Below are 14,233 nucleotides of genomic sequence, written 5' to 3'. Positions count from 1 at the left end.
TGGGGGGAGAGGGATCGGTCCCCGTGGCTACAGGGAGATACCGCCGTCGATCCGGAGCACCGCCCCGGTGATGTACCGGGCCCGGTCCGACACCAGGAACGAGACGAGATCGGCGACCTCTTGGGGCTGTCCGACGCGGCGCAGGGCAATCTGCTGCCTGGCCTTCTCCAGGACCTGTTCGTTGAGCGCCCCGGTCATGTCGGTCTCGATGAAACCGGGCGCGACGGAGTTGACCCGGATGCCGTACCTGCCCACTTCCTTGGCGAGCGACCGGGAGAATCCGTCGATCCCCGCCTTGGAGGCCGCGTAGTTGGTCTGGGTCGCGTGGCCGAGGACGCCCGCGACGGAGGACAGGTTGACGATCACGCCGGACTTGCGCTTCATCATCCCGAAGACCACGGCGCGGCACACGTTGTAGACCCCGTCGAGGTTGGTGTCCAGCACCGCGTGCCAGTCCTCGTCGCGCATCAGCAACAAGGGGTTGTCCTTGGTGATGCCCGCCGAGGTCACGGCCGCGTCGATGGGCCCGAGGGCGTCCTCGGTCCGCTGGATCCAGGCCCGTACGGAGTCGGCGTCGCGCACATCGGCCCGCCGGGCGAGGGCACGCCGGCCGAGGTCGGCCACCTCCTTCTCCACCTCTCGGGCCTCCTCCTCGCTGGAGCGGTAGCAGAAGCCGACGTCGAATCCGTCGTGGGCCAACTGCCTTACCACCGCGCGGCCTATGCCCCGCGAACCACCGCTGACCAGGGCGACCCGTGCCATGGCGTCAGTCATCTTCCGTCCTCGTTTCCGTTCCGTACGGGTACACGCGCAGCAGCGCACAGCCCAGGACGCCGCCCTGGTCGAAGGAGGTGACCACGGCCAGCCGCCCCGGTGCCGACGGGTCCTGCTCTGCGGTCACCAGCACCGAGGCGATCTGGAAGGACGCGGTGGCGGCGCCGGCGTCCCCCCACGTCTCGTCGCCCGGCAGCCGCACCGGGCGGTGCCCGTCCGGCAGCCCGGCGCAGACCGCCCGCACCGCCTCGTCCCACCCGTCGGCGCCCGCGGGCGAGATGGCCCAGATCTCGTCGGCCGTGGCACCGGCACGGGTCAGCGCGCGCCGCAGGCAGTCGGCGGCGGTACCCGCCCACGCCTCGCCTGTGTGCACCGCGGTCTCGACGGCCAGGATCTCCGCCAGGACCGGCGGCGCGTCGGTCACGGCCGCCTCGGCCGAGGGCTCGACCAGGAACATTCCGCAGCCCTCACCGAGCGCCGCGGAGGCAGGTGTGCCGCTTCCGTGGTGCTCCAGCCACGCCCGTTCCCCGGTGAGCTCCTCGGCCCCGCCGCACAGCACCGCGCGGGCCCGCCCCGTCGAGAGCAGCCGCAGGGCGTACCGCAGCGCGAACAGGCCCGCCGTCCGGCCCCCGGCGACTGTCGTATTGGGCCCCTTGATGCCGTGCCGGATCGCGCACTGGGCGGCGGCGCTGTTCATCACGGCGTTCGGGATGCGCGCCGCGTCGATGAAGTACGGCAGCTCCTGGGTCAGGGTGTCCCGGGTGATGTCCATCATGCTCTTGGCGCTGCCGAGGGTTGTGCCGAGCACGACCGCCGCGTGCTCACCGGTGGCCACCTGGCGGTGGCGCCCGTCGGAGCCGAGGAGTTGGTCGACGGTGGCCAGAGACAGCGCGCTGACCCGGTCCAGGGACCGGGTTCCCTTGCGGCCGAGCACCTCCCGCACGTCGAAGCCGGGCACCGCGGCGGCGCGGTCCTGCGGCACCGGGCCCGTGCCGGGGCCGAGCGGCGTCACCGCGCGTCGGCCGGCTGCCACGCCGTGCGCGAAAGCCGTGCCGCCGATGCCGAACGGCGAGACCGCGGCCCAGGCGGATATCACCGCGCGCGTCACGCCGGGCCGTCCCCGGTGCCGCGCAGCGCCCTCATGATGGTGTCGTCGAGGCTGACGATGCGGGCCTGGTTGCCGTTCTCGGGGACCGCGTAGCCGTGCGTGATGGTGCCGGTGGCGACCTGCAACAGCCGCCCGTCGCGGACCACGTGGCAGTCCATCCGTGAGGTGTAGTGCAGGTTCTTGAAGATGTCGGTGACCTCGTAGGTGCAGTAGAGGTCCTCCTCCAGCAGCGCCTCGCCCACCATCTCGATACGGGACTCGGTCACCAGGGGAATCCAGTTCCGAGTTCCGAGCTGCCGGCCGATGGAGATGCCCCGGGAGTCCACGAACCGGTGCTTTGCCTCTTCCATCAGCCGCAGGTAGGCGGTCATCTGCACCCGCTCGAAGAAGTGCACGTACGGGTAGGGCACGCGCATCCGCCAGCCGTAGCCGTTGCGGCCGGCGAGCAGCTGGTCGAGCACCGGGTCGTGGTCCACGGTGCCGCCGGAGACCAGCGGCGCGAGCGGCCCGGGCACCTCGGCGCCGGCCTTGGCCGGGCCGATCTCCCGCACGGTGAAGGGGGCGAGCGCAACGGGTGTCGGGAGACGGTCGGGCAGCCGGCGGACGTCCTCGTCGAGCCGCAGTACCGCCTTGACGGAGCCGGTGACGATCTTCTTCGACTCGCCGTTGCGGGGCACGAAGACGCTCACCTGGAACCCGAGGGTGTCCGCCGGGTCCCCGGCCACGGGCCGCACCCGCAGCAGCGCCTGGTCGTCGACGTACATCCCGCCGCGCAGCTTGGCGGCCAGGTCGACGACGTCGAAGCCGAGGCCGTACTGCTGATAGAGCTCGCCGACCGGCAGCCCGGCTGCCCGGAAGTGCTCGATGACGGCCTTCTCGATCAGGTAGTTGACGTGCTTGAAGCCGATGTACGTGCCGATGTTGGCGCCCTCGTACGACGGGCTCAGCGTGACCGAGGACTCCTCGGTGAGCAGCTTGCGCACGCTGGTGTCGATCGTGCTGGTGTCGATCACTGTTTACGCTCCGATGTGCTGGGGGGCAGCGACCGGGGGCCCGGGCCGCCGCTGGCTGTTCGCGGGCCGGCGCCGACCCGTGCGGTGAATTCGGCGAGTGTGCGGGCCAGCCGCTCGGGTTGCTCGACCATGGGGAAGTGGCCGCCGCCGTCGATCGGGCGCCAACTGGCCGAGCCCAGACGCTCGACGAGGGCGTGGCCCTCGGCCGGATCCGCGATGGCGTCGGCGGTACCGGAGACGACGAGCGTGGGCACGTGCAGCGCGTCGGTGCGCAGCCACGGCGTGCTCATGTAGAGCTCCAGGAAGCGGTACCAGCCGTAGGGACCGATCGACTCGGTCACGCGCTCGGCCATGGCGCGGCGCAGCGCGGGCCTGCCGCGCTCACCGGCGACTGCGCGGATGCCCTCCTCCATGGCGTCGGTGAGGTCCTCGGCGAGGTTGGCGACCAGGTCCCAGCCGATGTCCGCGGGCCGGTCCCGGAAGAACGGGGACACCAGGACGAGGCCGCGGATCCCGTCCTCGCTGCGGGCGTCGGTGTGCGGTCCGGCTTCCCGGCACAGCCAGGACAGCACCGCGGTGGCCGCGTAGGAGTGGGCGACGACGATGTCGGCGCCCCCGGCATCCCGCGCCGCTTCCAGCGCACGTCCGGCCCAGGTGGCCGCATCCGTACGGTGATTCCACTGGGGCAGCCCGCTGGCGCGCCAGGGGAGGTCGGCGGTCCACAACTCGGCGGAGCGCAGCCCGTCGTGCCGTGCGGCGTGGTCGCACAGCGTGTCCCATACGGTGCCGCTGTTGGCGAGGCCGTGCAGCAGCAGGATCCGTGGGCCGTCGGCCGCCGTGGGCGGCCGGCAGGTGCGGCGCCGCAGCAGGATCGGCTGCTGCCGGTCCCCGGCCGGGTCGCGGCGGGCGGTACCGTGCGTCTGGTCCGTTGCGTCCCTCACCGTGGCACTACCGCCCGTCCGGACGGTGCAGGAGGAGACCTGCCGTCGCGTCGTCGGCCGCGGAGCCCGCGACGGCGAGGAACGGGCCCTGGCCTCCGGCGCCGAAGTGGCCGGCTGCGGTGGCGCATTGCAGGACACCCAGTGCGCCGGAGGCGGTCCCGCGGCCTTCGGCCGGAGCGTACCGGAGCACGCCCGGCAGCAGGCCGTCGGCCGCGTGGTGGCCTTCCGGGCCCGTCCAGGCCGCCACGGTGACACGCTCCGGGGCGACGGGACCGGCTCCGGCCGCCGGAGAGCGTCCCGACAGGGCCGCGACACAGGATCGCGGGTCGCCGCTGCGGAGGTAGCGGCCGAGCCGGGCCAGGACCGTGGCTCCGCGTGCCAGGGCCCGCTCGGGGCGCTCCAGCACGAGGGCCACCGCGGCGTCGATCACCCGGTCTTCGCCGAGGAGTTCACCGGCCGCCGTGGTGGCGGGTTCGACACCGACGACCAGCACGTGCTCCGCACGGCCCGCGGCCAGCAGGGTCATCGCCCAGAAGACGGCGTCCAGGCCCGAGGCGGGCCCGTTGCAGAGCATCAGGTTCGGGCCCCGGCAGGTGAACCGGATGGCGGTCTCCGACGCGACGACGTTGCTGGACAGCCGGGGGGTGACGATCGGGCTGGTCAACCGGCTGCTGCCGGTCCGGGCCACGACCTGTACGACCTCCTGCACCGTGTCCAGGTTGCCGAGGTTGGAGCTGGCCACCACGGCGACCGACTCGGCGGGCACCGTCAGGACGTTCCGCCGCGGCGCGCCGTCGACGGTGCCGCGTGGCGGCGCCTCGGCCGGGCCGGTCAGAAGCCCAGCATGGCGCAGTGCGTCGTCGGCCGCGCACAGGGCCAGCTGGGTGGCCCTGTCCTGGTAGCGCAGTCCCTTCTTGCCGATGAGCGCTGCTGGGTCCACGGGGGGCGCCTCAGGGGGCGCGGGCAGGAGCAGCTCCGCCGGTGCCCCGGCACCGGGGAGCGCCAGGCCCACCGCCGTCATGACCGCCTGCATCAGGGTGCCTCCACGATTGCCACGGCGTTGATGCCGCCGAATCCGAACGCGTTGATCTGCGCGAGCCGCGCAGCCGACGGTGCCGCCGCGCCGCGCACGAACCGGAATCCGGCAGCCTGCTCGATCGGGTGGTCCAGGCCGAGCGTCGGCGGCACGCGGCGGCGCCGGAACGACTGCAACGCGGTGATCAGGCTGTGCAGTCCGGAGGCGCCGGAGGTGTGGCCGGTCATCGACTTCATCGCGGTCATCAGCGGCCGGGACATCTGCGGGCCGAAAACCTCGGCGAGCGCCCCCGCCTCGGCCTCGTCGTTGGCGTGGGTGCCGGTGCCGTGCAGCATGACCAGGTCGATGTCGGACGGGGTGACGGCCGCTCGGTGGTACGCGTCGCGCATCGCCGCGGCGATGCTGACCCGGTCCGGCGCGGTGGCGTGCTGGGCATCGCAGTTGACGGCCACGCCGCGTACCGCACCGTGCCGGGCGGCGTCGGGCGCCGTGCCGCGCCGGAGCACGACGGCCGCGGCACCCTCACCGAGGATCGTGCCCCGCCGGTCGCGGTCGAAGGGCCGCACTGTGTCCGGCGGGACCGACTGCAGCCGGTCGGCGTTGGCGAACATGCTCTCGGTGATGGAGTCCACTCCGGCCACCACTACGGTGTCGGCGGCACCTGCGTCGAGCAGGTCCGTCCCCATCGCCAGCGCGTACAGGGACGCTGAGCAGGCGTTGGAGACGGTGTGCGTCATGGTGGCGCCGAACCGTCGGCGCAGCGCGGTGCCGAAGTGCAGTTGAGCGGCGTCGAACGCGGCGCCCCGGTGGCGCAGTTCCACCGAGCGCAGCTCCCGCAGGCCCGAGCCGACAAGCACCGGAATGCCGCCGAGGTTGTCGCCGAGCCCGGCGTCGGCGAGAGCCTGTGCGACTGCGTCCAGCAGGAAGGCAGTGGCGCGCAGCGGTACGTCGCCCGTGGCGGGGCGGTCGTCGATCTCGTAGAGGTGGCCCGCGCCGAAGCAGTCCGGGTCGAAGCCGCGCATCGGGGCCAGCCCGGAGCGGCCGGCACACAGGCTCTCGAAGATCTCGTCGGTGGTGCTGCCGACCGAGGCCAGCGCTCCGATGCCGGCCACGGCATGGGCGTCGGACGGGATCACGCCATCACTCCGGCCGCCGTCGCGTCCTCCGCCTGTGCATTGCCGTCGTAACGTCCCAGGACGACCACCGCGTTGTTGCCTCCGAAGGCCAGGCCGTTGTTCTGGACGACCCTCAGGTCCGCCTCGACCGCCTCGTTGGGTACGCAGTCGACGGCGCAGTCGGGGTCGGTGCGGGTGTGATTGATCGTCGGCGGGATGAAGCGGTGCACGATTGCGAGTGAGCAGGCGATGGCGGCCAGCGCGCTCGCGGCGCCCATGCTGTGCCCCAGCATCGACTTGATGGAGACCGTGCGCGGCGGCTCCGCGCCGAAGACGTCCCGGATGGCCCTGGTCTCGGTCACGTCGTTGGCCTTGGTTCCGGTGCCGTGCGCGGAGATCAGATCGACCTCGCCGGGCTCGACCCCGGCGTCCTGCAGGGCCAGGGACATCGCGCGGGCCACGCCGTCCTGGTCGGGCGCGACCTGGTGGTACGCGTCGCAGTTGAGGCCGTAGCCGAGCACTTCGGCATAGATGCGGGCGCCGCGCCGAAGCGCGGACTGGAGGCTTTCCAGGACGAGTACGCCCGCGCCCTCGCCGGTGAGGATGCCCTTGCGGTCCACGTCGAACGGGCGGCAGCAGTCGGGCGCGATGGTGCCCAGCCGGTAGAAGCCGGCGAAGGTCTTGCGGCACATCGCGTCCGCGCCGCCGCACAGGGCGAAGTCCACATCGCCGGAGCGCACCGCGTCGTAGCCGTAGCCGATCGCATAGTTGCCGGCCGCGCAGGCGGTCGGGATGGTGACGGCCTCGACGTCGGTCAGGCCCAGCTCCTGGGCGATCGCGGCGGACAGCCGCCCCGCCGGGATGCGCGCCGCGACCCGCGGGTCCATGGCCTCGGGGCCGTCGGCGAGTTCGGTCGCGACGAGCTGGTCCAGGTCGTGCGACTCGCCGTCGGTGGTGCCGATGGAGACCATGCCGCGTTGCCGTCGCAGCACCGCCGGGTCCAGTCCGGCATCCTCGACGGCCATGCGGGCCGCCGAGACCGCGAACCGGGTGGCGGGACCGAGCGAGTCCAGAGGGAGGTCCTTGATCCACTGCTCCGGTGCGAAGTCGGTGACCCCGCAGCCGATGGAGTGCTCGAACCCCTCGGTCTCGAAGGCGGTGATGGGTTTGGCACCGCTGCGCCCGGCCCGCAGCCCCGCCGTGAACTCCTCCACCCCGGTCCCGATGCTCGACACCACGCCGAACCCGGTCAGCACGACGCGTCGGGCCGCGTCCCTCGGCAGTTTTCCAGCGAAAGTTGACACCATCAGGCCCCGTTTTGAGTGGTTGGATATCGAGCAGCCGTTACTTCTTCTCGAAGGCTTCGGTCACCACGTCGTTGACGGCCTCCAGGTTCACCATGCGGGCGAGCTCGGACTGGTCGATGACAATACCGAAACTCTTCTCGAGGGAGGACAGGATCTCGATTGCCTGCAGCGAGTCGGCGCCGTAGTTCTCGACGAAGAGAGCCTCCGGTTCGATCTCGTCCTCCTCGATTTCGAGGACGTCGCAGATTATTTCCCGGACCTTGGCGTAGCGCTCATCGGTGGTCGTCGACACCATTGGTTTCCCATCCGTGCTGAATCGTAGACGCCCCTGCGGTTACAGGGGCGTTGTTGTTGACACCACTGTTGGTTGCGTCCCGTGTGTCCCGCAAGGCGGGGGACGGCATGGGACAGAACGAGACAGCAGAATAGTGGGGCGCTCGACGGTAACCGCTCTTTAGAATCGGTGCCGCTCAGCCAATCGTTCCCAGGGGGAATCCTTGAACAGCGAGGCACTTTCGGCAATCGCCACCGGCGTGGAATCGACCTCCGCGGACGACGATTACGAGGCCAGAACCGCACTGCGCAAGCGAATTGCCGCCGAATGGCAGAAGGGCGATCCGCTGCCGCGCATCTCGTACACCCCGGACGAACACGCCCTGTGGGAGACCGTGACGTCCAAACTGTCCGCCCTGCACCGGGATCTGGCCTGCTCAAACTACCTGCGGGCGGCCGCACGCATCGTGCTGCCGACCGACCGTGTTCCCCAGCTGGACGAGGTCTCCGAAGTACTGACCGAGACCTGCGGATTCCGGCTGTACCCGGCCGAAGGGGTTGTGGCGGCCCGCAAGTTCTACGGCGAGTTCGAGGACAACGGCTTCTTCGCGACGCAGTATCTGCGCTCTCCCAGGGCGCCGTTCCACTCGCCCGAGCCGGACGTCATCCATGAACTCGTCGGGCATGCGGTCATGCTGGCCGACCCGGTCTTCGCCGACCTGTACCGGGCCTTCGGCCGGGCGGCCCGGCGAGCCCGCACGAAGGAGGCCCTGGATGCCGTGTGCCGCGTCTTCTGGTTCACGATCGAGACCGGGGTGATACGGGAGCAGGGCGAGCTGCGCGCTTACGGCGCGGCCATCCTGTCCTCCGTCGCCGAGCTGGAGTCCTTCCGCCACGTCGAGCTGAGGGACTTCGACGTGGCGGACGTGATCCGCCAGGACTACAGCGACAAGGAGTGCCAGCCGCTGCTCTTCGTCGCGGACTCGGTCACCCGGCTGTCCAACGACGTACGGCAGTTCCTGGACAACGTGAAGTAGCCCACTCCCGACGGCGTGCCGCCCGCACGCCGCGTCAACCGACAACAGCGAGGTGCACAACCATGCGGATACAGCTCGATGTGACCGAGTCCGTGCAGAACTACGTCGCCGACCACTCCTTGCGCGAGCCGGAAGTGCTGCGTGAACTGCGGGAGTTCACCGGAGCGATGCCCGAGCGCAATATGCAGATCTCGCCGGAACAGGGGCAGTTCATGCGGCTGCTGCTGCGCGCGGTGGGCGCAAGGAGGACGCTCGAGGTCGGCGTCTTCACCGGCTACAGCCTGCTCAGCACGGCGTTGGCGCTGCCTGCCGACGGTGTTGTGACTGCCTGCGACATCAGCGACGAGTGGGCCAAGGTCGCGCTCGACCACTGCGAGCGGGCCGGGGTCGCCGGCAAGGTGGACCTCAGGATCGGCGACGCCCGTGCGACCCTCGCCACGCTGGTCGCCGAGGAAGGCGCGGCCGGGTCCTACGACTTCGCCTTCCTCGACGCCGACAAGCCCGGCTACGAGCAGTACTACGAGCACGCGCTGACGCTGCTGCGGCCCGGGGGTCTGCTCGTCGCGGACAATGTGCTGTGGTCCGGGAACGTGGTCGACGACTCCGTGCAGGACGAGGACACCCGGGCCCTGCGGGCGTTCAACTCCAAGGTCTACGCGGACGACCGGGTGCACATCAGCATGCTCCCCTACGCCGACGGGCTGACCTTGGCCGTCAAGCGCTGACCGGGACGCCGTCCTCCGTGGCGGCTTCCGGCCCCGCCCTCCGCGGCCGGCCCAGCCGGGCCAGGCCGCGGGCGGCGGCCCGGGCGGCGCCACGGGAGACGGCCAGCGGGTCCCAGCCGGCCCCCCGTTCCGGCAGCAGCGCCCGGTCGCCGAGAACGGCGCCGTGGTACACCTCGGCCATCAGTGCCCGCCCCGTGATCCGCGCCGCGCACATCACTCCGCCGACCATGACCCCGGCGACACCGCTGCCGTAACGGGTGCTCTGGCCGACGACGTGCAGTCCCGCCACACCCGTCGCGGTGCCGGGCCGCGCCCCGGTCCGGCCCCAGCGGGCCAGGCCGTACGGCGTGCCGCCGGTGGACAGCGTGTAGCGCTCCTGGGAGAGCGGGGTGGCCAGTTCGAGATGCGTGATGTGGTCCCGGAACGGCCCGAGCGCCTGCTCCCCGGCCCGTAGAAGTGCCTCGGTGAACCGCGCCTTCTCCGCGAGATAGCCGGGCTCACGCCGGTAGCGTCCGCCGTCGGCGGGCCCCCGGGTCACGCCCCAGTGCTCATAACCGGGCGGACACAGCGTCATCAGCTGGAAGTTGGCATGCCCGGGCGGGCAGGCGTGGGATGCGTCCGGATCCCTCGGCGAGCTGAACGAGACGAACAGGGACCGCACTTCCCGGGGCCGGCGGCCCTGTTCCAGGTCCCGGTACAGCGCCTCGATGTCGCGCACTCCGTACCACCACAGATTGGCCTCGGGCCGCTCGGGCAGCTCCCTGTCCAGCGCCACGTACAGCGTGGCGAACGGCAGCGAGACGGCGGCCTCACGGGTGTTCCTGACAATGACCTTGCTGAAGTGCTCGGGGCCCACCAGGTCCAGCACGGTCCGTCGGTAGTCGGCGTTGGAAATCACCAGGGGGGCGGCCAGACGGGCGCCGTCGGTGAGGGTGACGCCCGTGACGGCGCGGCCGTCGACCTCGATGCGGGCGACTCTGCTTCGGGTGCGCAGTTCGCCGCCGTGCGCCTCGATCACCTCGGTCAGCGTGGCGGCCAGCATTTGGCCGCCACCGACCGGGTAGTACGCGCCGCGCAGATAGTGGTCGATGATCGTGGCGTGCGTCCACACCGTGGCCTGCCCCGGCCCCAGCCCGTAGTTGGGCGACTGCGCCGCCAGTACGGTGCGGGCGACCGTCGACAGCGCGCAGTGCTCGAACAGGTCCCCGAGGGTGCGCGCCCCCCACTGCTGGACCGTCGGCGCGCTCGCCAGCCGCTCGGCGACCGGCAGGTCGGCCGGCGCCAGCAGGGACCCGCGCTGCTCCGCCGCCACGGCACGGCAGATGCTCAGGAAGGTGTCCAGGCCCGCGTGGTCCGCGGGCAGGGCGTGCCGCAGCCGTTCACGGTACGCGGTCCAGTCCGAGGGGACATCGACACTCAGACCGGGCAGCTCGATCCGGTCGAAGCGGTCCGGATCGAGCTGGCGGAACGTCACTCGGTCCCTGGCTCCGAGTCCGCGCAGGATCGAGGGCACGATGCCGTCCGGACCGCAGTCACCGACGTAGTGCACGCCCACGTCGAACTCGTAGGCGCGGCGGCGCCGGAAGACATGGCTGTTGCCGCCGGCCCAGTCGTGCTGTTCCAGGACCAGGACGCGGTGGCCGGTCACGGCCAGGTAGGCGGCGCAGGTGAGGCCGCCGAGGCCGCCGCCCACGACGATGGCGTCCCAGCCAGGAGTTTTGTCGGTCACAGGAAGTCCGTCTCGCGTGGTCGGTCCGGGGGTGTCGTGCCCGATGAGGCAGGGTCAGGCCGCGGTGTCCCGGCCGTGGGACGCCGCGCCGGGCAGCAGCCGCAGGACGGCGCAGCCGACGGTGCCGTCCTGGTCGACCGAGGTCACCAGGGCCGCGCGGTCCACCGCCGCCGGCGACGAGTGGGCGAGGGCCAGCACCGCCGCGATCTGGAAGGTGGCGGCAGCGGCCGCGGTGTCCCCTATGAGGTCCGAACAGGCCAGGCGCAACGGGCTTGCACTGCCCAGCACTTCGGCCAGCGCGTCCCGTTCGGCAACGCCCGCGGCGCCCGGAGCCTGGCAGGGCGCGACCGCCCACACGCTGTCCGCGGTGAACGGGGTGCGGGACAGGGCGCGACGCAGGCAGGAGGCCAGAACCTCCCGGATGCCGAGGGTCCCGGTGACGACGCCGAATTCGAGTGCCGCCACTTCGGCCAGCCCGGTGCCGTCCGGCAACGTGCCCGCCGGGTCGAGGCGCAGCACCGCGCAGCCCTCGCCGAGTACCGGACCGCCGCTGCCGGGCACGGCCGCGGCGCCGTCCGAGCCAGTTCGCCGGGAATGGTGGTGCAGCCAGCCGCGGACGGGCATGTACTCTTCGGCGCCTCCGCAGAGCACCGTGTCCGCCCGGTCGTTGCGCTGCAGCCGGTGGGCGTACTTCAGCGCCAGGAGTCCGGCGGACCGGCCCCCGGCGATCGTCGCGTTGGGGCCCCGGAGGCCGTAGCGGATGGCACTCCGACCGGCCGCGCAGTTCATCACGGTGTTGGGGAACCGGGCCGGATCGACGAGGTAGGGCCGCTCGCCGGTGATCGAGTCACGGGTGAAGTCCATGATGCTCTGCGGGCTGCCGGTGGTGGTACCGAGCACCAGCCCGGTGGGCTTGCTGCCGCCGCTGGTGGCGTCGGGGAACGGTCCGGTGCCGGGACGTGGCGATCCGTCCGCCGCGGTGGTGCCGCCGGCGTCCGGGCCCAGCACGCGGCCGACCGCGGTCAGCGCCAGCGCCGTGACCCGGTCCATCGAGCGGGTTCCCTTGCGGCCCAGCACTTCCCGCGCGTCAAAGCCCGGAACCAGACGCGCCCGTTCATTCTCGGGACCGCCCGGCACCTCCGCGTCCACGGCCGGTCGTCCGGCCCGCAGCCCCGCCCGGAAAGGCGCGGCGCCGATTCCGAATGGTGATACCGCGGACCATGCCGTGATGACCGGCCCGTTCGTGCGCACGCCCTCCACCCGTACTCCTTCTGCTGTCGCGGTGTTCAACCGCCGTCCTCCACCGTGGATTCCGTACGTGACCGCAATCTTCGACTCAGATTCCGCGGCGAAAGCCTGTCCCGCAAGCGTGGGACAGGACGGGACAGATTCAGACGCGCGAAACGGCGAACGGGCCGGTGTCCGGAGGAGGACTGCTGTCTCGTTCCGTCCCGTGCTGTCCCCCTCCTTGCGGGACAGGGAACGGCCGTGAATTCTGTGCAGCATCGGGGTGCCGTACGGCGCCAATTACAGGCCGAGCGAACGGAAGAGTCGAGCCAACGTGAATCCTTTTGACGACCCGGACGGCGTGTTCTCTGTTCTGGTGAACGACGAGGGCCAGTATTCGCTTTGGCCCGCCTTCGCCGAGATACCCGCGGGCTGGCAGGTCGAACTGAGCGACGCGAGCCGTGCGGCCGCGTTGGAATACGTCAACGAGCACTGGACCGATATGCGGCCGAAGAGTCTTCGCGAAGCCGCCTGACACAACGGTTCTTCTGCCGTCGTCCATCGCAATTCAGTGAACTACGTCACGGGGAAACAACAATGACTGGTGTCCACGACGCCCGCCTTCCGCTCTCGGCTGCCCAGCGTGGTGTGTGGTTCGGTCACCAGCTGGACCACAGCGGCCGCAAGTACCAGATCGCCGAGTACTTCGACATCCGGGGTCCCGTCGATCCCGCGCTGTTCGACGCGGCCTGGCGCCGGGCCTTCCAGGAGACCGACGCCATGCGTGTGCGGTTCGTCGAGGACGACGAACAGCCCTGGCAGATCGTGGAGGCCACGCCGCACGTCGACGTGCCCGTCCTCGACGTCAGTTCCGAACCGCATCCCGAAGAGGCCGCGGTCGCCTGGATGTCGGACGAACTGGCCCGGCCCGCCGACCTCCTCGACGGCCCGCTGCACGCGGTGGCCCTGTTCAAGGTTTCCCAGGACCGGTACTTCTGGTACCAGCGGTTCCACCACAGCATCATGGACGGCTACAGCGGCGCCGTGTTCGTTCGCCGCGTCGCGGACGTGTACACGGCGCTGGCCGCCGGCCGGGGCGTCGAGGACGGCCGCCTCGGCGCGCTGCGGGAACTGATCGACGACGATGCCGCCTACCGTTCCTCGGAGCAGTTCGCGCTCGACCGGGCCCACTGGATCGAGCGGCTGGCCGACCGGCCGGAAGCGGCCACCCTCGCCCGCCGCGCGGGGAACACCGGGGGCGGCACCATCCGCCACTCCGCCCGGCTCACGCCGGACGAGCACACCCGGCTGACCGCGGCCACCGGCCGGGCGCTGCCCACCGTCGTCGTCGCCGCGGTCGCCGCCTATCTGCACCGGCTCACCGGCCGTCGCGACCTGCTGATCGGCCTTCCGGTCACCGCGCGTGCCGAGAGCGCCGCCAAGGCCGTCCCCGGCATGCTGTCCAACCTGCTGCCGCTGCGCCTCGACGTGACGGCCGGAATGAGCCTGGAGCAGCTGACCCGGCAGGTCCTGCGGGAGGCCCGCGCCGCGCTGCGCCACCAGCGCTACCGCTACGAGGACATCCGCCGCGACCTGGGGCTGGCGCACACCGACGAGCCGCTGGTCGGACCGACGGTCAACGTACTGCCGTACAGCCACGACCGAGGCTTCGCGGGCAACCGGATGGTCTCGCACAACCTCGCCGGCGGGCTGGCCGAGGACCTGTCGGTCAGCGTGTACGACCGGGGTGACGGGCAGGGCCTGCGGATCGGCTTCGACGCCAACGGCGAGCTGTACAGCGCCGATGAACTGGCCGCGCACCAGCGGGGTTTCCTGCGGGTACTGCGGGCGATGGCTGACAATCCCGGCATCCGGGTGGGTGAGGTCGAGCTGACCGAACCGGCCGAGGAGAAGCTGGTGTTGGGTGAGTGGTCCGGTGGTGCGGTCC

General features: G+C 71.4%; 14 protein-coding genes. 4 read left to right on the top strand and 10 right to left on the bottom strand.

The window, feature by feature from the left end:
* Positions 1-27: 27 nt before the first annotated feature.
* The 8 genes from fabG to AAW14_RS19370 are packed head-to-tail and all read right to left on the bottom strand — an operon-like array spanning position 28 to position 7,589.
* On the bottom strand, positions 28-774 hold the full coding sequence (fabG, locus tag AAW14_RS19405; RefSeq protein WP_265565147.1) for a 3-oxoacyl-[acyl-carrier-protein] reductase: 747 nt from the start codon (positions 772-774) through the stop codon (positions 28-30).
* Positions 767-1,882: a beta-ketoacyl synthase N-terminal-like domain-containing protein gene (locus tag AAW14_RS19400; protein ID WP_265565146.1), complete on the bottom strand. Its 1,116-nt coding sequence runs from the start codon at positions 1,880-1,882 to the stop codon at positions 767-769. Before AAW14_RS19400 ends, fabG begins: the two co-directional genes overlap by 8 nt.
* Positions 1,879-2,895, bottom strand: a complete 1,017-nt coding sequence (locus AAW14_RS19395; RefSeq protein WP_265565145.1) for a hypothetical protein — start codon at positions 2,893-2,895, stop codon at positions 1,879-1,881. The genes AAW14_RS19400 and AAW14_RS19395 overlap by 4 nt, the downstream gene beginning before the upstream one ends.
* Entirely contained in the window at positions 2,892-3,836 is a 945-nt protein-coding gene (locus AAW14_RS19390; protein WP_265565144.1) for an alpha/beta fold hydrolase, read from the bottom strand. Before AAW14_RS19390 ends, AAW14_RS19395 begins: the two co-directional genes overlap by 4 nt.
* Before the next feature lie 7 nt (positions 3,837-3,843).
* Positions 3,844-4,869, bottom strand: coding sequence for a beta-ketoacyl synthase N-terminal-like domain-containing protein (locus AAW14_RS19385; RefSeq protein WP_265565143.1), 1,026 nt, complete (start codon positions 4,867-4,869; stop codon positions 3,844-3,846).
* Positions 4,869-6,008, bottom strand: coding sequence for a beta-ketoacyl-[acyl-carrier-protein] synthase family protein (locus AAW14_RS19380; protein WP_265565142.1), 1,140 nt, complete (start codon positions 6,006-6,008; stop codon positions 4,869-4,871). Before AAW14_RS19380 ends, AAW14_RS19385 begins: the two co-directional genes overlap by 1 nt.
* Positions 6,005-7,294 (bottom strand): beta-ketoacyl-[acyl-carrier-protein] synthase family protein, encoded by a 1,290-nt coding sequence (locus AAW14_RS19375; RefSeq protein WP_265565141.1) that lies wholly within the window; start codon positions 7,292-7,294, stop codon positions 6,005-6,007. Before AAW14_RS19375 ends, AAW14_RS19380 begins: the two co-directional genes overlap by 4 nt.
* Before the next feature lie 37 nt (positions 7,295-7,331).
* Complete coding sequence (locus tag AAW14_RS19370) at positions 7,332-7,589, bottom strand: acyl carrier protein (RefSeq protein ID WP_265565140.1); 258 nt, start codon at positions 7,587-7,589, stop codon at positions 7,332-7,334.
* Between the two features lie 238 nt (positions 7,590-7,827).
* On the opposite strand from AAW14_RS19370, the gene AAW14_RS19365 reads away from it, so the two are divergent.
* Positions 7,828-8,604 (top strand): phenylalanine 4-monooxygenase, encoded by a 777-nt coding sequence (locus AAW14_RS19365; protein WP_265565139.1) that lies wholly within the window; start codon positions 7,828-7,830, stop codon positions 8,602-8,604.
* Between the two features lie 62 nt (positions 8,605-8,666).
* The gene (locus AAW14_RS19360; RefSeq protein WP_265565138.1) at positions 8,667-9,329 is read left to right on the top strand and encodes a class I SAM-dependent methyltransferase; all 663 of its coding nucleotides are present in this window, start codon (positions 8,667-8,669) and stop codon (positions 9,327-9,329) included.
* On the opposite strand, the gene AAW14_RS19355 is transcribed toward AAW14_RS19360, so the two are convergent.
* Both AAW14_RS19355 and AAW14_RS19350 read right to left on the bottom strand, forming a co-directional pair.
* Positions 9,319-11,058 (bottom strand): phytoene desaturase family protein, encoded by a 1,740-nt coding sequence (locus AAW14_RS19355; RefSeq protein WP_265565137.1) that lies wholly within the window; start codon positions 11,056-11,058, stop codon positions 9,319-9,321. The genes AAW14_RS19360 and AAW14_RS19355 overlap by 11 nt on opposite strands.
* A gap of 54 nt (positions 11,059-11,112) precedes the next feature.
* Positions 11,113-12,309 carry a beta-ketoacyl synthase N-terminal-like domain-containing protein gene (locus AAW14_RS19350; protein ID WP_265565136.1) on the bottom strand — a complete coding sequence of 399 codons (1,197 nt, stop codon included), beginning with the start codon at positions 12,307-12,309 and terminating at the stop codon, positions 11,113-11,115.
* Positions 12,310-12,619: 310 nt separating this feature from the next.
* On the opposite strand from AAW14_RS19350, the gene AAW14_RS19345 reads away from it, so the two are divergent.
* Positions 12,620-12,820 carry an MbtH family protein gene (locus AAW14_RS19345; RefSeq protein WP_265565135.1) on the top strand — a complete coding sequence of 67 codons (201 nt, stop codon included), beginning with the start codon at positions 12,620-12,622 and terminating at the stop codon, positions 12,818-12,820.
* 62 nt (positions 12,821-12,882) lie between these two features.
* Positions 12,883-14,233 (top strand): condensation domain-containing protein (locus AAW14_RS19340; RefSeq protein ID WP_265565134.1); only part of this gene is annotated, 1,351 nt, incomplete at its 3' end.

Source organism: Streptomyces hygroscopicus (assembly GCF_026168105.1).
Lineage (GTDB): Bacteria > Actinomycetota > Actinomycetes > Streptomycetales > Streptomycetaceae > Streptomyces > Streptomyces hygroscopicus_D.
The sequence above is the reverse complement of the archived record's forward strand: the minus strand, read 5'-3'. Positions and strand labels throughout refer to the sequence as shown.

Coding starts and splice junctions, on each gene's coding strand:
- fabG (WP_265565147.1), bottom strand. CDS start 774: ATGACTGACGCCATGGCACGGGTCGCCCTGGTCAGCGGTGGTTCGCGG.
- AAW14_RS19370 (WP_265565140.1), bottom strand. CDS start 7,589: ATGGTGTCGACGACCACCGATGAGCGCTACGCCAAGGTCCGGGAAATA.
- AAW14_RS19360 (WP_265565138.1), top strand. CDS start 8,667: ATGCGGATACAGCTCGATGTGACCGAGTCCGTGCAGAACTACGTCGCC.
- AAW14_RS19375 (WP_265565141.1), bottom strand. CDS start 7,294: ATGGTGTCAACTTTCGCTGGAAAACTGCCGAGGGACGCGGCCCGACGC.
- AAW14_RS19385 (WP_265565143.1), bottom strand. CDS start 4,869: ATGCAGGCGGTCATGACGGCGGTGGGCCTGGCGCTCCCCGGTGCCGGG.